Source organism: Cupriavidus taiwanensis (assembly GCF_900250115.1).
Taxonomy (GTDB): domain Bacteria; phylum Pseudomonadota; class Gammaproteobacteria; order Burkholderiales; family Burkholderiaceae; genus Cupriavidus; species Cupriavidus taiwanensis_B.
This window is the reverse complement of the sequence record NZ_LT984803.1, coordinates 3331134-3357282: the sequence shown is the minus strand read 5'-3', so window position 1 is coordinate 3357282 and position 26149 is coordinate 3331134. Positions and strand designations below refer to the sequence as shown.

The following is a 26149-nucleotide window of genomic DNA, read 5'->3' as shown; positions in this document are numbered from 1 at the left end:
GACATGAACCGACGCGAGTTCCTGCAGGTGCTGGCCATCGCCGGCGCCGGCGGCATGACGTTCCCCCACCAGGATGCGCACGCCGCGCAGGCCGCCGACGCCATGTACGACCTGCCGCGCTTCGGCAACGTCCACCTGCTGCATTTCACCGACTGCCATGCGCAGCTGCGGCCGGTGTACTTCCGCGAACCCAACGTCAACCTCGGCATCGGCGCCTATGCCGGCAAGCCGCCGCACCTGGTCGGCGAGGCGCTGCTGCGCCATTACGGCATCCGCCCCGGCACCGCGCAGGCGCATGCGTTCACCTATCTCGATTTCAACGAGGCGGCGCGCCGCTACGGCAAGGTCGGCGGGTTTGCGCACCTGGCCACGCTGGTGAAGCGGCTCAAGGCCGGCCGCCCGGGTGCGCTGCTGCTGGATGGCGGCGACACCTGGCAGGGCTCGGCCACGGCGCTGTGGACCAAGGGCCAGGACATGGTCGATGCCGCGCTGGCGCTGGGCGTGGACGTGATGACGCCGCACTGGGAGATGACCCTGGGCGCCGAGCGCGTCAGGGAGATCGTCGACAAGGACTTCAAGGGCAAGGTCGCGTTCCTGGCGCAAAACATCAAGACCAATGATTTCGGCGACCCGGTGTTCGAACCCTACGTGATCCGCGAGATCAACGGCGTGCCGGTGGCCATCATCGGCCAGGCGTTCCCGTACACCCCCATCGCCAACCCGCGCTACTTCGTGCCGGACTGGACCTTCGGCATCCAGGAAGAGAACCTGCAGCAGGTCATCGACGCCGCGCGCGGCAAGGGCGCGCAGGCGGTGGTGCTGCTGTCGCACAACGGCATGGATGTCGACCTGAAGCTCGCTTCGCGCGTGCGCGGGCTCGACGCCATCCTCGGCGGGCACACCCATGATGGCGTGCCCGCCCCGGTGGCGGTAAAGAACGCCGGCGGCACCACGCTGGTGACCAATGCCGGCTCCAACGGCAAGTTCCTGGGCGTGCTCGATTTCGACGTGAAAAACGGCAAGGTCGCGGACTTCCGCTACCGGCTGCTGCCGGTGTTCGCCAACTACCTGCCGGCCGACCCGGCCATGGACGCGCTCATCAGCAAGGTACGGGCGCCGTATGAAAAGAAGCTGTCCGAAGTCCTCGCCGTCAACCGCGGCCTGCTGTACCGCCGCGGCAATTTCAACGGCACCTTCGACCAGCTGATCCTCGACGGCCTGATGCAGGCCCAGGGCGCGCAGATCGCTTTCTCGCCGGGCTTCCGCTGGGGCACCACGCTGCTGCCGGGGCAGGCCATCACCATGGAGCACCTGATGGACCAGACCGCCATCACGTACCCGTACACCACGGTGACGCAGATGAGCGGCGCGACCATCAAGACCATCCTGGAAGACGTCGCCGACAACCTGTTCAACCCGGACCCGTACTACCAGCAGGGCGGCGACATGGTGCGCGTCGGCGGTCTGCAATACACCATCGATCCCACCGCCGGCATGGGCAAGCGCATCACCGACATGCGCCTTGCGGGCAAGCCGCTGGAGGCAGGCAAGACCTACAAGGTGGCCGGCTGGGCACCGGTGGCGGAAGAAGCGCGGGAGTCCGGCGGCGCGCCGATCTGGGACGTGATGGCGCAGTGGCTGCGCAGCACCCGCGAAGTCAGCGCGCGCCCGCTGAACCTGCCACGCGTGCGCGGCATGGACGGCAATGCCGGCATCGCGGCGTGATGTGGCAAACAGCACGCATGGCAGGGCCGAGGATTGAAGCGCGCGGCCCAAGTACGCTACAATCCTCCGCGACGGGCCGATAGCTCAGCTGGGAGAGCGCTGCGTTCGCAATGCAGAGGTCGGGAGTTCGATCCTCCTTCGGTCCACCAGGATTCTTGCCAATATCCGGCAATCCGCATCAAATGCCCCGGAGCCGACCAGGCTGCCGGGGCTTTTTGTTGGCGGTCCGCGCCGTCATTACCCCTCACCACGCCGCGGCGACCTGCTCCGGCAGTGTTCCCAACCCCAATAGCTCCCTGAACCCGGCCTCGTGATGCCGCAGCGCGTGCGGCGCATACCAGGCGTGGGCCGCCCGGCCGATGCGCCAGGCGGCATCCAGGTCGGGGCTCATGGCCTGGATCGAGGGCAGGTAGTGTCCGGGTGTAATGCCATCGTGCACGCCGCCGTGCCGGGACAGCAGCACGGGGCAGACCGCGTGGGCGCAGTACGCGGCGAAGACCCCGCTTTTGGCGGCATAGTCGACCGGGTAGGCCAGTACGCCGTAGGCCGACACCGACAGCAGCCGTGCCGCTTCGGCCGCCTCGACGCGGCCGTGCACCACCGCGCCGCGCCGGGCAATGCCGGCGGCAAGGCCCGCGTCGCCGAGGGGCGGTCCGACATCGTGCAGGGTGAAACCAGCACGGCCGACCCAGTCGAACAGGGCGTCGCCCGCTTCCTGATAGGTCTGGGCACGCAGCGCGGAGCCCCCGAGCACCACCACGGCGGCTTGCCGCTGCGGCTGCGGCGCGCCGCTTTCCCCGAGGTTGGAGAACACCGGCAGGACCCGGTGCGGCCGCGCCGGCGCGTGGGCGTTGAGCCAGCGCGCCGACCCCTCTCGGTTGGTCACCCAGAAGTCCGCCAGCGATGCCAGTTCGGCGGCAATGTAGCGCTGCACCGGCGACAGCCAGAACGCCGAGCGCCATGGCGCGCCGTCGGCATACAGTTCGTGGAAGAAGATGCCCAGGCGGCGCATGTGCGGCCGGGCCTCGCGCAGGCGTCGCAGCAGCCACAGCGGCGTGCCGCGCCGGGCGTAGCCGTAGCCGACGTAATGGAGGACCACGTCGGCGCCGGCCAGCGCGGCCGCCGGCAGGGCGGGCGTTGCCTCCAGCAGCTGTCCCTGCAGCAGGCCGTTGAGCGCTACGGCATAGTCCTTGACGCCACCCTCGCCGGGTGCGACCAGGCTGATGCGGGCGCCGATGGCGCGGGCGTTCAGGTCGTGGGCGGATGAACTCGGCATGGGACAGGCTCCTTGCGCATATGGCGAGGTTGTCATGTCCCCGGGCAGGATATCTGTGCTCCAGCGCACGCGGGACCACGGCGGTGGCCGGCGTCTGCGCAATAAAAAAGGCCCGCACGGCGAACCGTGCGGGCCTCGATCAAGCGATATCAGGGAGAAGCTTGCCGGCCTCAACCGGCGCGCTTCAGGCTGACATGGCGCTCAGGGTACATTGCTCTGGGTGAAGTTGAACGGCTTGCCGGCCACCGCGTAGGAACCGCCGAACTCGAACTCTTCGTTGCCCGACTGGCCCACGCCGATATACATCGGGGTGTTGCCGCCCTGCAGGTTGATCGGTGCATAGCGATAGTTCAGCACCTGCTTGCCGGAATAGTCGGTCACCGAGATCACGCTGGTCAGCAGCGGGCTTTGCTGGGTTTCAGACACCGTGATCGGATCGACCATACGCGAATCCTGCAGCGTCTTTTCGACCGTCAGCGTTGCCATGTCGACCAGCTGGACCTTCTGCTCGCCGCGCGACACCACCCACATCTTGGTGTTCGAGTTGCCGAAGCTCTCGCGATTCACCTGGTGGATCATGCTGGTCGGGTTCTTGCCCACTTGCAGGCTGGTCACTTCCTTGATCAGTTCCGGATCGAGGTTGGTACCCGACTGCACGCCAGCCACCGAGATCGCGTGGATCACGCCGTCTTCCGTCGCCACCCAGGCCTGGCCGGGGTTTGCCAGCATCGAGACCCTCACCGCGGTCGGCTTTTCGGCCAGGCTCATGGTCTTGATCACGGTCGGGGCGTAGTTGTCCACCGCGAACGTCTGCGGCCATTGCGAGTCTTCCAGGCCGGTATTGTTCAGCGTGTTCTGCAGATCGCTGAAGCTGCCTTCGAAGTAGGTGTTGTTGACCTTGTCGAACAGCGGCTTCAGGTTCAGGAACACCACCTTCTTTTCCGACTTCGAGATCACTGCGGCCACGCCGGCGCGGGAGATCAGGTCGGCGTTGACGCCACCCACGGCGTAGCTCTTCTGGTTGGCTTCGCTCAGGCCAGGCGTCGCTTCGTCGCGACCCAGGCTCGCGCCGCGGTCACCCACCGGGTCACGCATCCAGCCCTGAGTGGTGTTGTCCTGCATGGTGCTGAAGTCGGTCACGGCGGAAATCTCCGTCGGGGCCTTCATATCCGGCAGGTCAACGAAGCCCAGCAGCTTCATGAAGACGAAGTTCGACATGTTGCGGAAGCCCGGATAGAGGCCATGCCACGACATATCGCTGGAGTCATATGGACCGCCCACCTGGCTGCCGTCGGCAAGGCTGCCCAGCGCAATCACCGCCACCTGGCCCTTCAGGTTCTTGGTGTCCCAGATGGTCACCAGGGCAAATTCGGAATTCGACGTAATCGCGATTGCCGTGGGCACCTTGCCCTCCGGCAGCTTTACCGACGCCGAGTGCGAAGCCGTATTCATGCCGACCGAAGCAATCAGGCCGTTCTGGAAAGCCACCAGCGACTGTGCACAATCGTGCTCGCTGCAGCGGCCCATGGCGATAGGCTGCGTCGGCATGGCGCCACCGTTGGCAGCGACGTGGTCTTTCAGCAGCGGATTGGTGGTGGTATGGCCCCAGAACCAGGCGGTCTGCGGCTTCTCGGCAACGGTGCCGGCGCTCAGGGCCAGAGTCAGCAGCGGCGTGACGGCGGAGTCCGAAGCGACGTCCGAGCGGTAAATCACGTCGCCCATGTTGCTGCCGTAATCGTTACGGGCGCAGTCGAGGTTACCCAGCTGGTAAATCACGTTGGTGCTGGTATCCATCGTGGCACCCGGATATTCCTGCTGGAAGCAGGTATTACCGTGCGGGTAAAAGGTCTTGTCCTCGGGTTTCCAGACAGTACCGACCGCTGCGGCGGCCGAATTACTCGCACCATAGCGATAAGCCATGGCTTTTTCGCTGGTGTAATCCGAAGCAATGGCGACATATTCGTCGGCATTCAAATTGCCGGAGCCGTCGAAAATCTCGTCGGCGACCTGGGTGGATTCGGCTGGGGTGGTCGGGCCGCGCGAGGCTTCGGTCGACGAGGTGCTACCGGAAGCGGTGGCATCGCTGCCGTCGCCGCCACCGCCGCATGCCGTAAGCACCACAGCGGCGCAGGCGGCAGCCAGGAAGTTCAGGCTCGGCAGAATGTAAGAATTGCGCGCTCTGCGCAGGTCGGATGGGTTATCGCGAGGTAGATTTTTCCCAGTCATTGATTTTTAAGTGAATGGATAAAAGATGAAAGTGAATAAACATCACCACGCCCGTTCTTGTGCCGGTTTGCAGTGTGCGCGACGAATTGCAGTGGCATAAAAAGCGGATCGGGTTAACCCCTTGGAAAACCCGGCAGCGGCGATACTAGGGGCACGTGTCCGAGACCGTACAGGACAGTAACAATGGGTTACGTGTGATTTTCGGGCGGCGCACCTGTGCACTATCGCGGTGCGCAGTTGCGACGTAACGATTACTCGCCCGCGGATCACATGTAAGGATTTGTTCGATTTGTGGACAGTTTTCCGTACGGCGCAATATCATCGCGCGCGATTTTCGGCATCAGAAAAAGGGCTAATTGCGCGGATTCGGGTCCGTTCAGCGCGGGCATTTAATGCCGGCCTAACGCCAGCGCCGCGATGGGTTAATGCCACCTGAATTCCACGTGAATGCCAGGGGCGCGGGGCGTTAAGGGCCAGGCGCAGCGGTCACGGGGAGGTGGGGCCTGCGGCTCGCTTCGCGCGTCGCCATACGTTATCGTTGAGCCCCCTGGGCCCCGGCGCGCGCGCGCCGGGCGCCCGTTGACGTGCGCACCGAAGCCGCCTCGCCTCATGCAAGCCACCGGGAAATCGTTCGTCGGACGCATCCGCGAACAGCTGGACCAGTTGTCGCCTTCGGAGCGGCGGCTGGCGGAGTTCGCGCTGGATTTCCCCGGCGATCTCGCCAGCTATACCGCTTCGGAACTGGCGAGGCTGGCCAATGTGTCGAATGCGACCGTGACGCGCTTCGTGCGGCGCATGGGCTATGCCTCGTATGACGAAGCGCGCAGGCAGGTGCGCTCGGAAAGGAGCGCGGGCTCGCCGCTGTTGCTGGCGGGCACCGAGAGCGCAGCCGGCGCGGGCGCCGCCGCCGAGAGCGGCTCGCTCGGCGCGCATCTGCGGCAGGGCCTGGCCAACCTCGGCGCCACTTACCGGCGCCTGTCGGAGGCGCAACTGCGGGAAATTGCCGACGCGATCCTCACCGCGCGGAAGGTCTGGATCGTCGGCTTTCGCTCGAGCCAGCCGCTGGCCATGTACTTGCGCTGGCAACTGTTACAGATCGTGCCGAGCGCGCAGGCGGTGCCGGGCGCCGGCGAAACCATGGGCGAACATCTGGCCGGCATGACCGAGGACGACGTGGTGATCGTGCTGGCGTTGCGCCGGCGCGTGCGCGAACTGCCGTCGGTCGTGGCGCAGGCGGCGAAGGCTTGTCCCAGGCTGCTTTACATCACCGAACAGGGCGCGGCCGCCAGCGTGCCGGCGCGGTGGGTGCTGCGCTGTGATGTGCAGGCCCCCGGGGTGCTGGACAACCATTCCGCCGTGATCGGCGTTTGCCACCTGATCGTCACCCAGGTGATGGAACTGGCCGGCACGCCCGGCCGTCGGCATCTGGGCCTGGTCGAGGCCTTCCACGATGCGCTCGACGAACTCTGAGCCCCGGCCCGTGCCGCCGGCGGCGCCGTTCCAACCCCATTGCCGACGTTCCGCCGCGGTGCTGGCTGCTCAAGGCCGACACGCAGCCGACACGCGTCGGTATAATCCCGTATGAAAAATTATTTTCAAATATTTATTATATGAAAAAATCAAAACATCAGGCGGGGAGCGGGTGAATCCGGGCCGCGGAAAAAGCGCCGACGTGCGCATGGGGGCAAGGCCATCGGTGCGGAAGTCATCGTTTCTTCGATGCAGCCGCGGCTGCAGCAACTAGAGCGGGCGCTGGACGATATCGCCGCACGATCGCGGTGTGGATTGCCGTATGCATGACCTATGGTGCGCAGATGTCGGTGCTGACGCTGGTGCCGACGATTCTGATGGCGCAGGACTATTCGAGACCTTCGGCCGGGCGCTGAATGGTGCCGAAGACGAGCCGAGCGAGGCATCGCGGCAACCGGCCGGCCAGCCCGCCGCCAGCCAGCACCCTGAAACCCGAGACGTGAATGAGCCATATCCTGCTGATCAACCCGAATACTTCCGGCGCCACCACGCAGATGATGGTCGGCATCGCGCGCGCCTGGCTGGCGCAGCACATGGCAGCACCGCCGCCCGTGGTCGGCGCGACGGTGGCGCGCGGCGCGCCGATGATCGTCGACGATGGCGACCTGGCGGTCGCCGCCGGCGCGGTCAATGACGCGGAGATGGTGCGCCTGGCCGGCCTTGCCGACGGTGTGATCGTGGGCGCCTTCGGCGATCCGGGCCTGGAAGCACTGCGCGCGCAGCTGGCGGTGCCGGTGGTCGGCATCGGCGAGGCCGCGATGCGCGCCGCCGCGGCCGGCGAGCGGCGCTTCGGCGTTGCCACCACCACGCCGCGACTGGCGGCGTCGATCGAGGCGGGCGTGCACCGGCACGGGCTGGCGGCCTGGTTTACTGGCGCGCGTTTTACCGATGGCGACCCGTGCGCGCTCGGCAACGCGCCGCGGCAACAGGAGCAGCGGCTCGCGGGCGCGGTGCAGGCGTGTATCGACGATGGCGCGCAAGCCGTGATTATCGGCGGCGGCCCGCTGGGCGAGGCCGCGCGGGCGCTGGGACAGCGTTTTGCGATACCCGTGATCGGGCCGATCCCGGCCGCATGCGAGGCGCTGGCCCGTGCCCTGGGCCTGGCGCCGGCGGCGGGCGCCTAAGCCGCCTAGGCCACGCGCGTCGGCCGTCTCGCCTTCATCGCCGACGGGCGTACCTGCTGCAGCGCGCGCAGTGACTGCAAGGCATCCTCGACCGCCTCGATGCCGTCGCGCAGGCGGCCGGTGGCGTAGCCCAGGCGGCTTTGCGCATCGGCATCGGGGGTGGAAAGGTTTTCGAGTGCGTCGACTTCGGCCTGCATCTGTCCGACCAGGCGGCGTAACTGGGATGTGCTGTGCGAGGCTAGCGAACGGATCGCCATCGTGAGAGCCCTCCTTGCAAAGACCGGGTGCGCCCGCTGGCGCTGGTTCGCACGCTGGGTGCGGCGCCCGTCCTGTCTACGGTAAAGGCGGCGCAATAAGTTAGCCAGCGCTGTTACGAAATCGGCACGATGGCGCGGCCGCAGGTTCGGCTATAGTCACCTGATGGATTCGCACTCTCCGCGCATGCGCGCAAGACCGGGCGGCCTGCCCGACGATGGCTCCAACCCCGCCGCGCAAGCCGACGCGCGCCATCGCGCCGGCCGGAACAGCACGCTGGTCAGCGTGGTGGCCAATCTCGGCCTCACCGCGGCGCAGGCGGTCGCGGGCGTGATCTCAGGCTCGCAGGCGCTGATCGCCGACGCCGCGCATTCGCTGTCCGACCTGCTGTCAGACTTCGTGGTGCTGGCCGCCGGCAGGCAAAGCCGCAAGGACCCGGATGCCGACCACCAGTACGGCCACCTGCGCTTCGAGACCGCCGCCTCGCTGGCCCTCGGCGTGCTGCTGCTGACGGTGGGCGCGGGCATGCTGTGGGCGGCGCTGGCCAAGCTGCAGTCTGCGGGCGGCGCGCAGCCGGTGCAGCCGCTGGCACTGTGGATGGCGCTGGCCACGCTGGCATCCAAGGAACTGCTGTTCCGCTACCTGCTGGCGGTGGCGCGGCGGGTGCGCTCGAGCATGCTGGTGGCCAACGCCTGGCATGCGCGCTCGGATGCGGCGTCGTCGCTGGTGGTGGCGCTTGGCATCGGCGGCAACCTGCTGGGCTACCACGTCCTCGACCCGATCGCGGCGATCGTGGTCGGGCTGATGGTGGCGCGCATGGGGCTGCGCTTTGGCTGGGACGCGCTCAGCGACCTGATGGACCGCGCCGCCGACGCGGAGACCGTCACCGCCATCCGCGCCACCATGCTGGCCACGCCCGGTGTGCTCGGCCTGCACGACCTGCGCACGCGCAAGATGGGCGACCAGGTCCTGGTCGACGTGCACCTCGAGATCGACGCCACCCTCACCGTGGCGCAGGGTCATGCCATCGCGGTGGAGGCGCGGCGCCGCACGCTGGAACACCACCATGTGCTGAACGTGATGACACACGTCGACCCGGTATACGTTGCCACAACGACCGCCGAGGGCTGAGCCGGGTTGTGGACAGCCTGGTCCGAGCCTGGGGATAACCATTCGGACAAGCTGTGTCGCGGCTGGGGACGCGCTGTGGGAGGTATACGGACAACTTCCGTGATCACCGCGCGGCGGTATACGTTGCCGCCATCTTGTCCTGCCCAATCAGGGTTATCCCGGAGCCGTTATCTTTGTTGCAGGTCACTGAGCCAAAAGGGAAAAGGTGACTTATCCACGGCCCGGGGCGCGGTTTACCTACTACTACTATGTTTACATACGTAAACAATATAAAGACGACAGCCAGGACCGTTGCGCCGGACGGCGGTGTCCGGCTGACACGCGTATTTGACGCACGTATACGCGCCGGCCTGTATACCGTCTCTAGCGCGGCACCTTGAACGCCTTGCGCGCAGCCAGCACCTGCGCGCGCGTGGCGCAGCCCTCCTGGTGGTCGTTGACCAGGCCCATGGCCTGCATCAGCGCATACATCGTGGTGGGGCCGACGAAACGCCAGCCGCGCTGCTTCAGGTCCTTTGACAGCGCGGTGGACTCCGGCGAAGTGGCCATGGTGCGCAGCACCTCTGGCGTCAGCACCTTGGGCCGGCTCGCGGGATCGGGCTCGAAGCGCCAGAAGTAGGCCGCCAGCGACGACTCCGATTCCAGCAGTTCGCGGGCCCGCCGGGCATTGTTGATCGCAGCCTCGATCTTGCCGCGATGGCGCACGATGCCGGCATCGCCCAGCAGGCGTGCGATATCGCGCTCGGTGAAGCGCGCCACTTTGTCGATGTCGAAATTGGCAAACGCCTTGCGGAAGGCTTCGCGCTTGCGCAGGATGGTCAGCCAGCTAAGGCCGGACTGGAAACCCTCCAGGCACAGCTTCTCGAACAGACGGCGGTCGTCGGCCACCGGAAAGCCCCACTCGGTGTCGTGGTAGCGGCAATAGTCCTCCAGCGTGCCGCACCAGCCGCAGCGCACCGGTGCGGCCAGCGCTTCCTTGTTGCTCGTCATGCGCACCTTTTCCAGTATTGAATGAAGGGGGCACCGGCCAGGCCCTCGCCGGCCGGCGCATTTGCTGCGATCATGCCCGCACCTGAAAGATTGCGGAAGGCTGAACATGGACATGCGATTGACCACCCTGGACGAGGACGGATGGGAGCTCGACGACGCCGAGCCCATCGCCGCCGCCCACCCCGACACCTTCTGGATGCCACCGCGCGCGGAACGCGACGCGCTGGCCGCCGGCCAGCAGGTCAAGCTGATCTTCCGCATCCTGGTCGCGGACGAGGCCGGCAACGAGGAAGTCCACGTCGAGCGGATGTGGGTCAATGTGACCGGACGCGATGGCGCGCTCTATACCGGCGAACTCGACAACCAGCCGTACTGCACCGACGAGATGAGCCCCGGCATGCCGCTGTGTTTCGAGCCCCGACACGTGATCAATATCTATCGGGAAGGTGACGAAGACGCGTGAGCCGCCAGCCCGCTGGCCATAAAAAAGCCAGCCGCGAGGCTGGCTTTTACGTTGGTGGCGCGACCCGCTCAGGCCAGTTTCCGGCCGGTGCGGTCGTGCATGAACACCAGTGCGACGAAGCTCACCGCGGCGGCGGCAATCACGTAGTACGCCGGCGCCAGCTTGTTGTGGGTCGATTCGATCAGCCACGTCACGATCAGCGGGGCAAAGCCGCCGAAGATGGTAACGGCGAAGTTGTAGGCCAGCGACAGGCCGGTCGAGCGCACTTCGGTCGGGAACTGCTCGGCCAGCACCGCCGGCGCCGGGCCGGTAAAGGCCGCCAGCAGAATGCCCAGCACGATCTGCACCTGCAGCAGCGTCTGCGTGGTCGGCGCCACGTTGAGCCAGTGGAACAGCGGATAGGCGAGCGCGCCGATCAGCATCGCCACCACGCCCAGCATGCGCTTGCGGCCGACCCGGTCCGACAGCATGCCCATCAGCGGGCACAGCACCAGGATGATGGCGCCGCACAGCGCGGTCGACTGGAACGTCGCGCCCAGCGGCAGGCCCAGCTGCTGCTTGGCGTACGACGGCATGTAGAACACCAGCACGTAGGTGCAGACCGTCCACAGGATGGTCACGCCCAGACCGGCCAGCACTTCGCGCGGGTGGTCGCGCAGCACCTGCGACAGCGGCGAGAACGGCACCTTGGCGGCGCGGCGGGCGGCCTGGCGCGCCTCGAACTCGGGCGGCTCGTGCAGGTGCGAGCGGATATACATGCCCACCGGGCCGATCAGCAGGCCGAACAGGAAGGGAATGCGCCAGCCCCAGGCGTCGATCTGCTCCGGCGACAGGCCGTTGGTGACCAGCGCGCCCATGGCCGCGCCCAGCATGAACGAAATGCCCTGGCTGGCCTGCTGCCAGCTGGCGTAGGCGCCACGCTCGGCGTCGGGGGCGTGCTCGATCAGGAAGGCGGTGGCGCCGCCCACTTCGCCGCCGGCGGAAAAGCCCTGGATCAGCCGCGCGACCACGATCAGCGCGGGTGCCCACAGGCCGATCTGGTCGTAGGTCGGGGCCAGCCCGATGATGGCCGTGCCCAGCGCCATCAGCAGGATGGTCAGCGTCAGCGCCGCCTTGCGGCCGACGCGATCGGCATAGACGCCCAGCACGATGGCGCCGACCGGCCGCATGAAGAAGCCCACGCCGAAGGTGGCGACGGTGAGCAGGAACGAGGTCAGGTCATTGCCGGTGGGAAAGAACAGCTTGGCGATGATGACGGCGAAGAAGCTGTAGACGGTGAAGTCGAACCACTCCAGGCCATTGCCGATGGTGGCGGCGATGATCGCCTTGCGTCGGGTGGCGCTGGTCAGGACTGGAACGGAGGCGGTGGTCGCGGTCATGAAGCGTTGGTCATGCGGAGAAACCGCCATATTAAGCGATTCCTTAATCGCAGGCCTGCGCGTCCTCGCGCGCGACTTCAGCCGGGCAGCGCAGGTTCGGTGGACCGGCGGTCGGGCTTCGGCGGGCTCGCGGGGACGGTCTCGGCGGGCGCCGAAGGGGCGTTCAGGGCCGGGGCAGGGCGGTGTCGCGTGAGCCACAGCAGCAGGGCGCTTGCCACCCAGCCGGCCACGAACACCGTGTCCCCGGCCCGGTTCAGCCAGGCGGGCGCGGACGGCATGCCGGTCACGGACAGCAGCAGGCCGGCCGGCAGCCGCGCCAGGATCCACAGCGCGACAGCGGGCATGCTGCCGTAGACGCCCGGCTGCCACCATTGGCCGGGGATGGGGTTGTGCCGTCCGGCGCGGCGCGGATTGCGCGATGCCACGTGAGTCTCCTGCCACACGCGGGCAAGGCGCCGTGGCGTTCTGGGTTGCGGAAGTCCCTGCGCCGCGTTGCATCACGGGCTTCCGGCTGCAGCATAAGGCGCCTGCAGCGGCCGCGGTGCGGGCTCGGCGCGAGTTGTGTGCGCGGCGCCACGGATGGCCCCGCGATTCAGTTTTTTTGCATGAGGTGTCCGCAAACGGCGCCGGTGAGCACCGCGGTTCTTTGCCAAACTGGAAGCCAGTACACAAACCGTTTGAAGGCGGTATTCCCATGCTTCCCTCGCTCTACATCTCCCACGGCTCGCCGATGCTGGCCATCGACCCCGGCTCCACCGGCGCCGCGTTCGCGGCACTCGGCGCGCGGCTGCGCGCGCAGCGCCCGCGCGCGGTGCTGGTGATTTCGGCGCACTGGATCTACAGCACGCTGGCCGTCACCAGCCGGGAACGCCAGGAGGCCTGGCACGATTTCGGCGGCTTTCCGCGAGAGTTGTACGCACTGCGCTACGACGCCCCGGGGTCGCCGGAACTGGCGGTGCGGGTCAAGGCGCTGGTCGAGTCGGCGGCGATTCCCGGCGCGGGCTTTGTCGGCCATGACGACGAGCGCCCGCTGGACCATGGCGCCTGGATGCCGATGCGCCACTTCTTCCCCGATGCCGACATGCCGGTGGTGCAGTTGGCGCTGAATCCCTACCTGCCGCCCTCGACGCAGATCGCGATCGGGCGCGCGCTGGCGCCGCTGCGCGACGAAGGCGTGCTGGTGCTGGCCTCGGGCAGCTTCACCCACAACCTGCAGGAAGTGTTTGGCGGCGGCCGGCGCGAACAGCACGGCCCGCAGGCCGAGCCGTATGTCGAAGCGTTCCGCAAGTGGATGGCCGAGGCGCTGGACCAGGCCCTGGCGACCGGCGACACCCGCCCGATAGCCGACTACCGTGCCCAGGCGCCGTATGCGCGCCGGGCGCACCCGACCGACGAACACCTGCTGCCGTTCTATGTGGCACTGGGCGCGGCGCTCGGCCCCGAGGGCGCGGGGCCGGCGCTGCCGGGGCCGGTCACGGTGTCGCGGGTGGCCGACGAAGTCACCTATGGCGTGCTGGCGATGGACAGTTTCGTGTTCGAAGGCATGGGTACCGGGGCGCCGCTGCGCGCCGCGGCCTGAGGTCTGGCCTGCTGGCTTACCGGCGCGACGGCGCGCGCGCCAGCAGATAGCGCCGTGCCGAGCGCGCCCCGGCCAGCGCGATCCAGCCCATGGTCAGCGCCACCAGCGCCAGGCCGGCGCGCAGGCTGGCCAGGTGCGCCACGCCGCCGATCAGCACCGGGCCCAGCAGCAGCCCCACATAGGCGAAGCGCGCCACGCGCGCGATCGCTTCCGCCGGCGCCACGCCCGGCAGCCGCGACGCGGCGACAAAGAAGATCGGCACCATATTGGCCGCGCCCAGCCCCATCAGCGCAAAGCCCGCCAGCGCGGCCAGCGGCAGCGGCACGGCCAGTGCCAGCGCAATCCCGGCAAAGCCCAGCCAGGCGCTGCCGCTGAGCGTGGCGCTGTCGCCCAGGCGCGCGCGCAGGCGGTCGCCGCCGAAGCGCCCGCACGCCATGCCGCCCGAGAACGCGGCATAGCCGAGGCTGATCCAGCCGTCGGGGGCCCGTGCCACGTCGCGCATGTAGACGCTGGTCCAGTCGTACATCGCGCCCTCGCCGATCAGGCCGAGAAAGGCCAGCAGCCCCAGGCGCCATAGCGCCCGCACCGCATGGTCGCGATGGTGGGGCGCGGCGGGCGGCAGCGGGTGGTCGGCCAGCAGCCCCGGCAGCGTAGCCACCGCCACCGCGGCGGTCACGCCGGCCATCATCGCCGCATGCGCCAGCGGCGTGACGCCCACGGCCAGCATGGTGCCGCCAAAGCCCGCGCCGGCCATGCCGCCCAGGCTGAACATGCCATGCAGCGACGACATCACCGGCTGCGTGCGGCTGGCCTCGACCGTGGCGGCCTGCGCGTTCATGGCGACATCGAACGCCGCATTGGTCATGCCGAACACCAGCAGCGCGGGCAGCAGCAGCCAGAACGACGGCATCGCCAGGATCGCCACCGTGGCCAGCGCGAACAGCAGCCCGCCGGCCATCGAGGCGCGCGCGCTGCCGGCGCGCGCCACCCAGCGCCCGACCGGACCCATCGCCACGATAGCGCCGCCGGCCACCGCCAGCATTGCCAGCGACAGCATCGCGTCGGACAGGCCGAAGCGCGCCTTGATGGTGGGGATGTGCACGCCCCAGGTGGCAAAGGTGGCGCCGTTGACGAAGAACAGCGCCATGGTCCCGCGCGTGGCGCGCGCGACCCGGCCGGCGGGCACCGCGGCGGTGGCGGGCGCCGGGGAGCCGGTCATGGGCGGCCCGCGTCTACGCGCAGCAGTCCGCGCCGGTGCAGCGCATAGCCGAAGGCCAGCAGTGCGGCCAGCGCCAGCGCCAGCATCACCCACAGCATCAGCCAGTAACCCCCGGCCGCGCGCCACAGCAGCGCGCCCAGCCAAGGCGCCGCCGCCTGCATCAGCAGCACCGGCGTCATCATCAGGCCGTTGAGGGTGGCGTAGTGGTGGCGCGAGATCAGCTCCGGCATCGCCATCGCGCGCAGCATGGTGTTGACGCCGTTGGCGCAGCCGTACAGCACGGCCGCCACCATCAGCCATGCGCCATGCCCCAGCGCGAAGCACAGCAGCCCGGCACTCATCAGCGCATAGACCGGCAGCGACAGCCGCACCGGGTGGCGCACGCCCGCGCGCATCATCAGCATGCGTCCCGCCACCTGGGCCGGGCCGATCAGCGCCGCGACCGCCAGTTGCTGCGCCACCGGCATGCCCTTCTCTGTCAGCATCGGGATCAGGTGTGCACCCAGCAGCGACGCCACCACCGCGGTCGCGGTAAAGGCCAGCACCACCGCCCAGAACACCGGCTGGCGCAGCGTGGCGCGGGCAATGTCGCGGCCGCCGGCGGCGGCCGTGCCGGCGCCAGCGCCGGAGTAAGACGGATGCAGGGCGTAGCGCATGCGCGCATGCAGCGGTGCGCAGACCAGCAGGTTCAGCAAAGCAAAGCCGACCAGGGTCGGTCGCCAGCCGACATGCAGCACCAGCCATTGCGCCAGCGGCACGAAGATCGTGCTGGCAAAGCCGGCCATCAGCGTGACCGCGACGATCGGCTTCTGGTACTGGTCGCCATAGGCCTGGCGCAGCACCACGAAAGCGGGTTCGTACAGCGTGGTCGCCATGGCCAGCCCGAGCGGCACCCACATCAGCAGGAACACGGATTGCGACGGCGTCCACGCCCACAGCAGCAGGCCCAGCCCGGCCAGCACCGAACCCGCGCCCATCACCTTGCGCGCCGGCGCGCGGTCCAGCAGCCGGCCGACCGCGAACGAGCACAGCGCCCACACCAGCAGGCCCAGCGAATAGCCGCCCGCCAGGAAGGGCTTGGACCAGCCCAGGCTGCGGATCATCGGGTCGATGAAGACGGTGAAGGCGAAGAACAGCGTGCCCCAGGAGATGGTCTCTGTCAGGCCGAGGATCCACACCAGCCGGCGCGGCGGCGTGGCGGGCTGCGCCGGCCCGGCGCGGGCCGGGCTGGCGTCAGGATCGGTGTCGGCAGCGTCCGTGCCGGGGCTGGCTTCGAGTGTGGTCATGGCGGGCCCGGCGGGGATGGCCGCCACAGAAGCGGCGCGCCTGGGGCCAGTCGGAAATTGTAGCGATGCTGCGCGCCGGCCGCTCGCGGCGCGCCGGCCGCAACGCGCGTTACTGTGCGCTCACCGGCGCGGGCGGTCCTTTCAGTTCGACCACGTTGCCGTCGGGATCCTGCACATAGAGCGAGGGCCCCTTGCCTTCGGCGCCGAAGCGCTGCGCCACTTCGCCCGCGTCGATGCCATGCGCCGCCAGGTGCGCGCGCAGCGCCTGCGCGTCGAAGGGGTCGATGCGCAGGCAGAAGTGGTCGAGGTTGCGTCCCTGCGCGCCCGGCCCGGCGCCGCCAGCGCGGCCCAGCGGGCCATCGAGCGTGACCAGGTCGATCAGGCTGGCACCGGCGCGCAACTGGGTCAGGCCCAGGTCGGTCTGCTCGCGCTCGATGCCGCAGCCGAGCACGTCGACATAGAAGCGCCGCAGCGCGCCGACATCGGCGCTGCGCAATACCAGGTGGTCGATGCCGAGGATGCGGAACGTGGCGTCAGTGGTGCAGTCCGTCATAGTCGATGATCTTGAGGTTATCCAGGTCGACATTGTCCAGGCAGCGCACGTTGACCGCGGCCATCGGCTTGCCGTCCTTGTCCTGCCCGTCCGCGTACGGACCACAGCCGCACACCGGGCAGAAGCGGTGCGCGATCTTCATGGTGTTGAAGCGGTAGGTGGAGGCGTTGCTCTCCGGCGTCTCCAGCCTGAAGCTCGCGCGCGGCACGAACCACAGCAGGTGGCCGCGCCGGCGGCAGATCGAGCAGTTGCAGCGGATCACGCTGGGAATGCTGTCGGCCTCGACCGCGAAGGCGATGCTGCCGCAATGGCAGCTTCCGTTGAAGGTCATGTCTGTCTCCTTGCGACAGGGTCCGTTCGACCCGGAATCACGTCAGTGCTGCTGCGCCGCAATATGACGGCACATTGTTTGGTTTTTGACAGTGTAGTCGCGCCGTGGGTGCCACAATGCCTGCAGGCTGTTGCACGAGGATGGCGCCATGCGCACGGATGCCCACGCCTCCCGCGAAAGCCGCCCCATAAAAGGAGACTCACATGAGCGACACGCACACGGCTGCACGCGCCACCTTCAGCCATATGGAGCACGGCACGCGCGAGGACTGGGCCGCCATCTCGGCGGAGTTCATGCCCTTCGCACGCGCGCTGCCCGAGCGCGTGCTGGCGCACCTGCGCCTGCTCGATGGCGATTGCGGCGGCTTCCCGGTGGACCGGCTCACGCATTCGCTGCAGACCGCGACGCTCGCTCACCGCGACGGCCAGGACGAGGAATACGTGGTCTGCGCGCTGCTGCACGATATCGGCGATACGCTGGGCAGCTTCAACCATCCCGACATCGCCGCCGCCATCCTCAAGCCCTTCGTCAGCGCCGAGAACCTGTGGATGGTGGAAAAGCACGGCGTGTTCCAGGGCTACTACTTCTTCCATCACCTCGGCCTCGATCCCAACCTGCGCGAGCAATACCGCAGCCAGCCGGAGTTGTTCGAGCGCACCGCGGAGTTCTGTCGCAAGTACGACGCCGCCGCCTTCATGACCGACTACGACACGCTGCCGCTGTCGTTCTTCGAGCCGATGGTGCGCCGGGTACTGTCGCAGCCGAAGAACTCGATGTATGTGAAGCCGGGGGAGACGACGCTGGCACAGGCTTAAGGCGACGACGCACGCCTGCCCATGGTGTTCCCTCTCCCCGCATGGCGAGAGGGCAGGGTGAGGGGTGGTTCAGCAAGGCACCACGCATCGAGATACTCCTGCCCTCTCCCCCGGCCCCTCTCCCGCAAGCGGGAGAGGGGAGCAACAGCGCGCATCAGGCCGCCCGCTGCGCCGTCTCCGGATGCCGGAACTGCTCCAGCAGTTTCGTCCAGCGCGCCCGTACCGGCTTCAGGTTGTTTTCCTTCACGTGGCCGAAGCCGCGGATATCGTCGGGCAGGTTGGCCAGCGCCACCGCGGTGTCGTGGTTGGCGGCATTGAGGCCCGCCACCAGTTCATCCAGCAAGGCACGGTACTCGCCGATCAGCGCGCGCTCGGTGCGGCGCTCTTCGGTCTTGCCGAAGATATCGAAGATGCCGCCGCGCAGTCCCTTCAGCTTTGCCAGCACGCGGAACAGCTTCATCGTCGACGGGCCGAACCTGCGCTTGACCAGGTGGCCCTTGTCGTCGCGCTTCGCGTTCAGCGGCGGGGCCAGCCAGAAGTTGAGCTGGTAGTCGCGCCCGGGCTCGCCTTCGAACTGCGCGCGCAGCTTGTCGAGGAAGGCCGGATCCGTATAGAGGCGCGCCACTTCGTACTCGTCCTTGTACGCCATCAGCTTGGCCAGGTTGCGCGCCGCAGCCTCGGTCAGCGGCAGGGCCTTGCCGCTGCCCAGCAGCGCGCTCTCGGCCGCGCGCACGCGCTCGATCGCTTCACGGTAGCGGCTGGCATAAGTCGCGTCCTGGTACGCCGTCAGATGTTCCACGCGGCGTGCGATCAGCTTGTCGAGCAGGGCGCCGGTCGATGCCGGCAGCTTGACCACGGCCGCGCCTTCGGCGGTGCTCTTGAGCTTGCCGCTCAGCGACAGCACGTGCTCGGGGTCGTGCGCCATATGGCGGCCCCAGTCGAATGCGGCCTTGTTCTTTTCCACCGCGACCCCGTTCAGCTCGATGGCGCGCTCCAGCGCCTGCAGCGTCAGCGGGATCCAGCCCTTCTGCCAGGCATAGCCCAGCACCAGCGGGTTGGTGTAGATGGCGTCGCCCAGCAGCGCCACCGCCAGGCCCGAGGCATTGATGAAGTCGCACTTCTCGCCCACTGCATTGCGCACGTCCTGCTCGGCCGATAGCCCCGGGAACTGCCACTTCGGGTTCTTGATGAAGTCGGCGGTCGGGGTTTGCGCGGTGTTGACCACGGCGCGAGTGCGGCCGGCCTGGGTCTTGGACAGGACTTCGTCGGTGGCCGACACGATGGCATCGCAGCCGATCACCAGGTCGGCCTCGCCCATGGCGATGCGGGTGGCATGCAGGTCGTCGGGGCGTGCGGCCAGTTGCACGTGCGACAGCACCGCGCCGCCTTTCTGCGCCAGCCCGGCCATGTCGAGCACGGTGACGCCCTTGTTCTCCAGATGCGCGGCCATGCCCAGCAGGCCGCCGATGGTCACCACGCCGGTGCCGCCGACGCCGGTCACGAGGATGCCGTAGGCGCGGCGGATCGCCGGCAGTTGCGGCTCAGGCAGCGCCGGCAGGCTGTCCATCGACACGCCGTGCTGCTCGGGCTTGCGCACCTGTGCGCCTTCGGCCGAAACAAAGCTCGGGCAGAAGCCGTTCAGACACGAGAAGTCCTTGTTGCACGACGACTGGTTGATCTGGCGCTTGGTGCCGAAATCGGTCTCCAGCGGCTCCACCGACAAACAGTTCGACTTGACCGAGCAATCGCCGCAGCCTTCGCACACCGCGTCATTGATGAAGACGCGGCGGGCCGGGTCTTCCATCGTGCCGCGCTTGCGGCGGCGGCGCTTCTCGGTCGCGCAGGTCTGGTCGTAGATCAGGATGGTGCAACCCGGCACCTCGCGCAAATCGCGCTGCACGCGGTCGAGCTGGTCGCGGTGATGGATGTCGATGCCTTGCGGCAGCTTGATCGCCGCATTGTACTTCTCCGGCTGGTCAGTAACGATAACGATCCGCGTCGCGCCCTCGCTGTGCACCTGCCAGGCGATGTCCTGCACCGACAGCTGGCCGTCGACCGGCTGGCCGCCGGTCATCGCCACGGCGTCGTTGTACAGGATCTTGTAGGTAATGTTGACGCCCGCGGCGATCGACGCGCGGATCGCCAGCAGGCCGGAGTGGAAGTAGGTGCCGTCGCCCAGGTTGGCAAACACATGCTTGTCGCCGGCAAACGGCGCCTGGCCGATCCACGCCACGCCTTCGCCGCCCATCTGGCTGAAGGTGCTGGTGCTGCGGTCCATCCACACCGTCATGTAGTGGCAGCCGATGCCGGCCAGCGCGCGCGAGCCCTCGGGCACGTTGGTCGAGGTGTTGTGCGGGCAGCCCGAGCAGAACCACGGCTTGCGCTCGGCCTTCTGCTGGCCGACCACGCGCGGCGTGGCCAGCGCCTTTTCCTTGGCCTCGATGATGGCCAGGCGCGCGGTGATGCGCGCGCGCACGTCCACCGGCAGGTCGAACTTGTCCAGGCGCGTGGCGATGGCCTTGGCGATGATCGCCGGCGACAGCTCGTAGTGCGCCGGCAGCAGCCAGTGGCCCTGCGGGATCGACCATTCGCCGCCGGCGTTGTCCTTCTCGTCGAACTTGCCGTAGACCTTGGGGCGGACATCGTCGCGCCAGTTGTACAGCTCTTCCTTGAGCGCGTACTCCATGATCTGGCGCTTCTCTTCGACCACCAGGATTTCCTGCAGCCCTTCGGCAAAGGCGCGCGCGCCATGCGCTTCGAGCGGCCACACGCAGCCCACCTTGTACAGCCGGATGCCGATCTGCGCGCAGGTGGCGTCGTCCAGGCCCAGGTCGGCCAGCGCCTGGCGCGTGTCCAGATAGGCCTTGCCGCCGGTCATGATGCCGAAGCGCGCATGCGGCGAGTCGATCTCGATCCGGTCCAGCTTGTTGGCGCGCACATAGGCCAGCCCGGCGTACCACTTGTAGTCGAGCAGCCGCGCCTCCTGCTCCAGCGGTGGATCGGGCCAGCGGATGTTGAGGCCGCCCGGCGGCATGATGAAGTCGCCCGGCAGCGCGATCTGCACGCGGTGCGGGTCCAGCTCGACCGAGGCCGACGATTCCACCACGTCGGTGACGCACTTCATCGCCACCCATAGTCCGGAGTAGCGGCTCATGGCCCAGCCGTGCAGGCCGTAGTCCAGGTATTCCTGCACGTTGGACGGATACAGCACCGGCAGGCCGCAGGCCTTGAAGATGTGCTCGGACTGGTGCGCCAGCGTCGACGACTTGGCCGAGTGGTCGTCGCCGGCCAGCACCAGCACGCCGCCGTGCCTCGAGGAGCCCGCGGAATTGGCATGCTTGAACACGTCGCCGGTGCGGTCCACGCCCGGCCCCTTGCCGTACCACATGCCGAAGACCCCGTCGAACCTGGCATCGGGATACATGTTGACCTGCTGCGAGCCCCACACCGACGTCGCGGCGAGGTCTTCGTTCAGGCCGGCCTGGAACACGATGTTGTGCGCGGCCAGGTGCTTCTTGGCCTTCCACAGCGACTGGTCGAGCGCGCCCAGCGGCGAGCCGCGGTAGCCGGAAATAAAGCCGGCGGTGTTCAGCCCGGCGGCGTGGTCGCGCTCCTGCTGCAGCATCGGCAGGCGCACCAGCGCCTGCGTGCCGCTGATGTAGATGCGGCCGCGTTCGAGGGTGTATTTGTCTTCGAGGGAAACGTTGGCGAGCGCCTGGCGGATGGCGTCGCTGACCGGCGAGGTCAGGGGGGCATTCATGCGTGCTCCTCTATGGCGTGCTGTCGGGATCACCGAAACCTGCAGTTGTGGGCAACCGCCTCGTCGCCTCTTGTGAAGGGCCGGGGTGGCTGTGTCTCTGCGCGGCATGGTAGCACCGCCACAAAACCGGCGGTACCTTGCAATGCAGCACAAAGCATGCCGGCCACGCCCGTGATTTCCCGTATCGACAGGGCCTGGCGTGTACACTGCGTTGCATCGAGAGCGTCCGCGCCGAGGCCGTGCGGTCTCTTGTGCGTCATATCTGCGTTGCCAGCCTGGTGCAACCCGATCCCTTGTCCGCCCGCGCCGGTGCGCGGCTTGCCAGCGAATATCCGAACATGACCATTTCCCCCCGCCAGGGCACCGCGACCCTGGCCGTGCTGATCGACGCCGACAACGCGGCGCCCGCCATCGTCGAAGGCCTGCTGGCCGAGGTCGCCAAGTACGGCGTGGCCGCCGTCAAGCGCATCTACGGCGACTGGACCCGCCCCAACCTGGCCGGCTGGAAGGAACGCCTGCTGTCGCACTCGATCCAGCCGATCCAGCAGTTCCGCTATACCGTCGGCAAGAACGCGACCGACAGCGCCATGATCATCGACGCCATGGACCTGCTCTACACCGGGCGCTTCGATGGCTTCTGCATCGTCTCCAGCGACAGCGACTTCACCCGGCTGGCCTCGCGCATCCGCGAGCAGGGCCTGACGGTCTATGGCTTTGGCGAGCGCAAGACGCCCAAGCCGTTCGTCACCGCCTGCGACAAGTTCATCTATTCCGACGTGCTGCGCGCCGAGGTCGATACCGAAGGCGCTGACGGTGCCGATGGCGCCGCCGCGCCCACGCGCAAGCGCAGCACCGGCGAGCTGCGCCAGGACTCGCGCCTGGTGCGGCTGCTGCAGAACGCGGCGCAGGCGGTGTCGGACGAAGACGGCTGGCTGACGCTGGGCAGCATGGGCAACCACATCGCCAAGCAGGCGCCGGAATTCGATTCGCGCAACTACGGCTACGGCAAGCTGTCGGAGCTGGTCGCGGCGACCGGCCTGTTCGAGGTCGAGACCCGCAATGGTGGCAACAACAAGACCATCTGGGTACGGCTGAAGAAGCGCGCCAAGGGCGGCGAGCCGCAGCAGCGCGCAGCGCAGCCGCCGGCCCAGGTTGCCGAGCCGGCGCGGCGCCAGCACGCTCCCGCGCCCGCGGAAGTACCCGAGCCGGCCCGCGGGGTCGAGCCGCTGCCCACGCCGGAGACGGTTGCCCCCGAGCCCGCGGCGCCGGCGCAAGCGGAGCCGACCTTTGTCGCCGCCGATGTGGTGCAGGCCGAGCCGGAGCCGCAACCCGTGCCGCAACCCGTGCCGCCGCTGGAAGCCGCGCCGCAGCCCGACCCGGAGCCGAAGACGGCCAACCGGGCCAGCGCGCGCAAGCGTGCGGCGCGCCGGCCGGAGGTGACGCTGAGCGAGACCCCGTGGCCGATCGACCAGTCGGTGTTCGCGGCGCCGGGCACGACGGTGCTGACGGCGACGGTGGAGGCGGAACCCCAGCCGGCCGTTGCTGAAGCCGAAACCGCACCGGCACCGGCACCGGCGCGCAAGACGCGCAAGCGTCCGAGCAAGAAGACTGAGTAAAAGCGGCTGTTGGTTTTCTCCCCTCTTCCACTTCGCGGGAGAGGGTAGAGTCATCAGGGCGTCAGGCAATGCGAGCGTTGTCGGTATGCCGGCGCCCGCGCCGCTACCGCACCAGCTGGTTGATCTCGATGATCGGCATCAGCACCGCCAGCACGATCAGCAGCACCACCACGCCCATGGTCAAGATCAGCAGTGGTTCCAGCAGGCTGGTCAGGAACAGCGTGCGGCGTTCCAGTTCCTGCGCTTCGCCCTGCGCGGCACGGTCCAGCATCACCGGCAGGTTGCCGGTGGCTTCGCCCGAGCGGATCAGGTGCACCAGCACCGGCGGAAACTGGTTCTGCGCCGCCAGCGCGCGCGCCAGTGAGGCGCCTTCGCGCACCCGGGTGTTGGCGTCTTCGACATTGGCCCGCAGCGCCTCGTTGGTCAGGGTCTCGCCGGCAGCCTGCAGGCTGCGCAGGATCGGCACACCCGCGGAAACCAGGATCGCCAGCGTGCCGGCAAAGCGCGCGGTGTTATAGCCGCGCACCAGCTTGCCCAGCAGCGGCGCGGTCAGCAGCCAGCGGTGCCATTCGAGCCGCACCGCGGGCTGGCGCAGCAGCCGGCGGATGCTGAACGCGGCCACCGCGATCACCGCCAGCGCGGCCCACCACCAGTTGCGCACGGAATCCGACAGCCACAGCATGATGATGGTCAGCGTGGGCAGCTTCTGCTTGGTGTTGGCGAACACGCTCACCACCTGCGGCACCACGTACGACAGCAGGAAGATCACGATCGCGAACGCCACCACCGTGACGATGGCCGGATAGGTGAAGGCCAGCCGGATCTTGGAGGTCAGGGTGTTGCGCGACTCGATATAGCCGGCCAGCCGCTCCAGCACCACGCCCAGGTGGCCGGAGTGCTCGCCGGCCGAGACCAGCGCGCGGTAGATGTCCGGAAAATCGCGCGGGTGCTGCGCCAGCGCCACCGACAGCGCGCTGCCGCCCATCACCTCGGCGCGGATGCCGGCCAGCAGTTCATGCACATAGGGCCGCTCGGCCTGGTCGGCGAGCGCGCCCAGCGCTTCGTCCAGCGGCAGGCCGGCGACGATCAGGCTGGCCAGCTGGCGCGTGAACAGCGCCTGCTCCTGCGTCGACAGCTTGCGCGCGAACAGCTGGCTGCCGGCGCGCGGCGCCAGGCCCGCGCCGGCCAGTGCATCGACGGTCAGCGGCGTCAGCCCGCGCGCGCGCAGCTGGGTGCGGGCCTGGCGCGCGCTGTCGGCCTCGATCACGCCGCGGTCGGTCTTGCCGGCGGCGTCGGCGGCTTCATAGCGGAAAGCTGGCATGCAGGCGGCTCCGCGTCAGTCGCGCGTGACCCGCAGCACTTCCTCGAGCGAGGTCGCGCCGCTGTCGATCCAGCGCTGCGCGTCGCCGCGCATGGTGTGCATGCCGTGCGCCAGCGCCACCTGCTTGATCTCGGATTCGGGCGCCTGGCGGTGGATCATGGTGCGGATTTCATCGTCGACCGTGAGCAGCTCGTAGACGCCCATGCGTCCCTGGTAGCCCGACTGGCCGCACTTGTCGCAGCCGACCGGATGCCAGACGGTCTGCAGCGGCTTGCCCTGCGCGTGCAGCACTTCGGCCTCGGCGGGCGTGATCTCGATCACTTCCTCGCGCTTGCAGTGCGGGCACAGGCGCCGTACCAGCCGCTGCGCCAGCACCCCCAGCAGCGACGACGACAGCAGGAACGGCTCGATGCCCATGTCGACCAGCCGCGTCACCGCCGAGGCTGAGTCGTTGGTGTGCAGCGTGGCCAGCACCAGGTGGCCGGTCAGCGACGCCTGCACCGCGATCTGCGCGGTTTCCAGGTCGCGGATCTCGCCGATCATGACCACGTCCGGGTCCTGGCGCAGGATCGCGCGCAGGGCCTTGCCGAAGGTCATGTCGATGCGCGGGTTGACCTGGGTCTGGCCGATGCCGTCCAGGTCGTACTCGACCGGGTCTTCCACCGTCATGATGTTGGTGGTGCGCGCATCCAGCCGCGACAGCGCGGCATACAGCGTGGTGGTCTTGCCCGAGCCGGTGGGGCCGGTCACCAGCACGATGCCGTGCGGCTGGCGGATCAGGTGGTCGAAGCCGCGCAGCGTGTCGGGCGCCATGCCCAGCTTGGCCAGGTCCAGGCGGCCGGCCTCCTTGTCGAGCAGACGCAGCACGGCGCGCTCGCCGTGGCCGGTGGGCAGCGTCGAGACGCGCACGTCAACCGGCCGCCCGCCCACGCGCAGCGTGATGCGGCCATCCTGCGGCAGGCGCTTCTCGGCAATGTCAAGCTGCGCCATGATCTTGATGCGCGAGATCAGCGCGCCGTGCAGCGCCTTCTTGGGCCGCACCACATCGCGCAGCGTGCCGTCGACGCGGAAACGGACCACGGACGACGACTCGAACGGCTCGATGTGGATATCCGATGCCCCTTCGCGCGCGGCCTGCGTCAGCAGCGCATTGATCATGCGGATGATCGGCGCATCGTCTTCGGATTCCAGCAGGTCTTCCACCGCGGGAATGTCCTGCATCAGGCGCGACAGGTCGACCTCGCCCTCGACCTCGCCCACCACCTGCGCGGCGCTGCCGTCCTGGCGGTTATAGGCGTCGGACATGGCGTGCTCCAGCGCCTCGGGCTCGAGCACGCGCAGGCGCAGCGCGCCATGCACGCGCGCCACTTCGGCCAGCGCCGTCGGCGAGGTCGCGCGGCTGACCCACACCTCGAGCCCGTCGGGGCGCTGGTGCGCGATCAGCAGCGGCGCCTCGCGCGCAAAGCCGTATGAGACCAGCCGCGCCGCCATTGGCGAGGGCGGATCGAACTCGGCCGGCGTGCTGGCGCTGGCGGGAAGGGCGGTAGGGACTTCGCTGGCCATGACGGGG

The 26149-nt window shown here is 68.2% G+C and carries 21 protein-coding genes and 1 tRNA gene; 9 read left to right on the top strand and 13 right to left on the bottom strand.

What is annotated here, in order from left to right:
• Window positions 1-3 precede the first annotated feature (3 nt).
• Both soxB and CBM2586_RS15740 read left to right on the top strand, forming a co-directional pair.
• Window positions 4-1725, top strand: a complete 1722-nt coding sequence (gene soxB / locus CBM2586_RS15745; RefSeq protein WP_115663624.1) for a thiosulfohydrolase SoxB — start codon at window positions 4-6, stop codon at window positions 1723-1725.
• 73 nt (window positions 1726-1798) lie between these two features.
• A tRNA-Ala gene (locus tag CBM2586_RS15740) sits at window positions 1799-1874 on the top strand.
• Window positions 1875-1969: 95 nt separating this feature from the next.
• Here CBM2586_RS15740 and CBM2586_RS15735 read toward each other — a convergent pair.
• Window positions 1970-3001 (bottom strand): hypothetical protein, encoded by a 1032-nt coding sequence (locus CBM2586_RS15735; protein WP_115663625.1) that lies wholly within the window; start codon window positions 2999-3001, stop codon window positions 1970-1972.
• Between the two features lie 201 nt (window positions 3002-3202).
• Window positions 3203-5119, bottom strand: coding sequence for a hypothetical protein (locus CBM2586_RS15730; RefSeq protein ID WP_231942532.1), 1917 nt, complete (start codon window positions 5117-5119; stop codon window positions 3203-3205).
• 717 nt (window positions 5120-5836) lie between these two features.
• Here CBM2586_RS15730 and CBM2586_RS15725 point away from each other — a divergent pair.
• Both CBM2586_RS15725 and CBM2586_RS15720 read left to right on the top strand, forming a co-directional pair.
• A complete protein-coding gene (locus CBM2586_RS15725) occupies window positions 5837-6697 on the top strand; it encodes a MurR/RpiR family transcriptional regulator (RefSeq protein ID WP_115663626.1) in 861 nt (286 codons plus the stop codon).
• A 503-nt stretch (window positions 6698-7200) separates the two neighbouring features.
• The gene (locus CBM2586_RS15720; RefSeq protein WP_115688363.1) at window positions 7201-7881 is read left to right on the top strand and encodes an aspartate/glutamate racemase family protein; all 681 of its coding nucleotides are present in this window, start codon (window positions 7201-7203) and stop codon (window positions 7879-7881) included.
• Between the two features lie 5 nt (window positions 7882-7886).
• Here the strand turns inward: CBM2586_RS15720 and CBM2586_RS15715 are convergent, their stop codons facing one another.
• Window positions 7887-8138 (bottom strand): hypothetical protein, encoded by a 252-nt coding sequence (locus tag CBM2586_RS15715; protein WP_018006124.1) that lies wholly within the window; start codon window positions 8136-8138, stop codon window positions 7887-7889.
• A gap of 184 nt (window positions 8139-8322) precedes the next feature.
• Here CBM2586_RS15715 and CBM2586_RS15710 point away from each other — a divergent pair, with 184 nt between their 5' ends.
• Complete coding sequence (locus CBM2586_RS15710; protein WP_115688783.1) at window positions 8323-9267, top strand: cation diffusion facilitator family transporter; 945 nt, start codon at window positions 8323-8325, stop codon at window positions 9265-9267.
• A gap of 363 nt (window positions 9268-9630) precedes the next feature.
• On the opposite strand, the gene CBM2586_RS15705 is transcribed toward CBM2586_RS15710, so the two are convergent.
• Entirely contained in the window at window positions 9631-10257 is a 627-nt protein-coding gene (locus tag CBM2586_RS15705; protein WP_115663628.1) for a DNA-3-methyladenine glycosylase I, read from the bottom strand.
• Between the two features lie 106 nt (window positions 10258-10363).
• Between CBM2586_RS15705 and CBM2586_RS15700 the strand changes: the two genes are divergently transcribed.
• Window positions 10364-10720, top strand: a complete 357-nt coding sequence (locus tag CBM2586_RS15700; protein WP_115663629.1) for a DUF2314 domain-containing protein — start codon at window positions 10364-10366, stop codon at window positions 10718-10720.
• Between the two features lie 68 nt (window positions 10721-10788).
• Here CBM2586_RS15700 and CBM2586_RS15695 read toward each other — a convergent pair whose 3' ends face one another.
• Window positions 10789-12099 (bottom strand): MFS transporter, encoded by a 1311-nt coding sequence (locus CBM2586_RS15695; RefSeq protein ID WP_115688781.1) that lies wholly within the window; start codon window positions 12097-12099, stop codon window positions 10789-10791.
• Between the two features lie 77 nt (window positions 12100-12176).
• On the bottom strand, window positions 12177-12524 hold the full coding sequence (locus CBM2586_RS15690; RefSeq protein WP_115663630.1) for a hypothetical protein: 348 nt from the start codon (window positions 12522-12524) through the stop codon (window positions 12177-12179).
• A gap of 269 nt (window positions 12525-12793) precedes the next feature.
• Between CBM2586_RS15690 and CBM2586_RS15685 the strand changes: the two genes are divergently transcribed.
• The gene (locus CBM2586_RS15685; protein WP_115688361.1) at window positions 12794-13678 is read left to right on the top strand and encodes a DODA-type extradiol aromatic ring-opening family dioxygenase; all 885 of its coding nucleotides are present in this window, start codon (window positions 12794-12796) and stop codon (window positions 13676-13678) included.
• 16 nt (window positions 13679-13694) lie between these two features.
• Here CBM2586_RS15685 and CBM2586_RS15680 read toward each other — a convergent pair whose 3' ends face one another.
• From CBM2586_RS15680 to CBM2586_RS15665, 4 genes are all read right to left on the bottom strand, one after another.
• The gene (locus tag CBM2586_RS15680) at window positions 13695-14897 is read right to left on the bottom strand and encodes an MFS transporter (protein WP_115688359.1); all 1203 of its coding nucleotides are present in this window, start codon (window positions 14895-14897) and stop codon (window positions 13695-13697) included.
• Window positions 14894-16183: an MFS transporter gene (locus tag CBM2586_RS15675; protein WP_115663633.1), complete on the bottom strand. Its 1290-nt coding sequence runs from the start codon at window positions 16181-16183 to the stop codon at window positions 14894-14896. Before CBM2586_RS15675 ends, CBM2586_RS15680 begins: the two co-directional genes overlap by 4 nt.
• A 109-nt stretch (window positions 16184-16292) precedes the next feature.
• Entirely contained in the window at window positions 16293-16736 is a 444-nt protein-coding gene (locus tag CBM2586_RS15670; protein WP_115688357.1) for a VOC family protein, read from the bottom strand.
• Entirely contained in the window at window positions 16717-17067 is a 351-nt protein-coding gene (locus tag CBM2586_RS15665) for a GFA family protein (RefSeq protein WP_115663635.1), read from the bottom strand. The genes CBM2586_RS15670 and CBM2586_RS15665 overlap by 20 nt, the downstream gene beginning before the upstream one ends.
• A gap of 203 nt (window positions 17068-17270) precedes the next feature.
• Between CBM2586_RS15665 and CBM2586_RS15660 the strand changes: the two genes are divergently transcribed.
• Window positions 17271-17882, top strand: a complete 612-nt coding sequence (locus CBM2586_RS15660; RefSeq protein WP_115688355.1) for an HD domain-containing protein — start codon at window positions 17271-17273, stop codon at window positions 17880-17882.
• A gap of 154 nt (window positions 17883-18036) precedes the next feature.
• On the opposite strand, the gene CBM2586_RS15655 is transcribed toward CBM2586_RS15660, so the two are convergent.
• Window positions 18037-21642, bottom strand: coding sequence for an indolepyruvate ferredoxin oxidoreductase family protein (locus CBM2586_RS15655; protein WP_115663637.1), 3606 nt, complete (start codon window positions 21640-21642; stop codon window positions 18037-18039).
• A gap of 338 nt (window positions 21643-21980) precedes the next feature.
• Between CBM2586_RS15655 and CBM2586_RS15650 the strand changes: the two genes are divergently transcribed.
• Complete coding sequence (locus tag CBM2586_RS15650) at window positions 21981-23258, top strand: NYN domain-containing protein (protein WP_115688779.1); 1278 nt, start codon at window positions 21981-21983, stop codon at window positions 23256-23258.
• Between the two features lie 103 nt (window positions 23259-23361).
• Here the strand turns inward: CBM2586_RS15650 and gspF are convergent, their stop codons facing one another.
• Window positions 23362-24579 carry a type II secretion system inner membrane protein GspF gene (gspF, locus tag CBM2586_RS15645; protein WP_115688353.1) on the bottom strand — a complete coding sequence of 406 codons (1218 nt, stop codon included), beginning with the start codon at window positions 24577-24579 and terminating at the stop codon, window positions 23362-23364.
• A 15-nt stretch (window positions 24580-24594) separates the two neighbouring features.
• A complete protein-coding gene (gspE, locus tag CBM2586_RS15640) occupies window positions 24595-26142 on the bottom strand; it encodes a type II secretion system ATPase GspE (RefSeq protein ID WP_172583298.1) in 1548 nt (515 codons plus the stop codon).
• Between the last annotated feature and the right edge of the window lie 7 nt (window positions 26143-26149).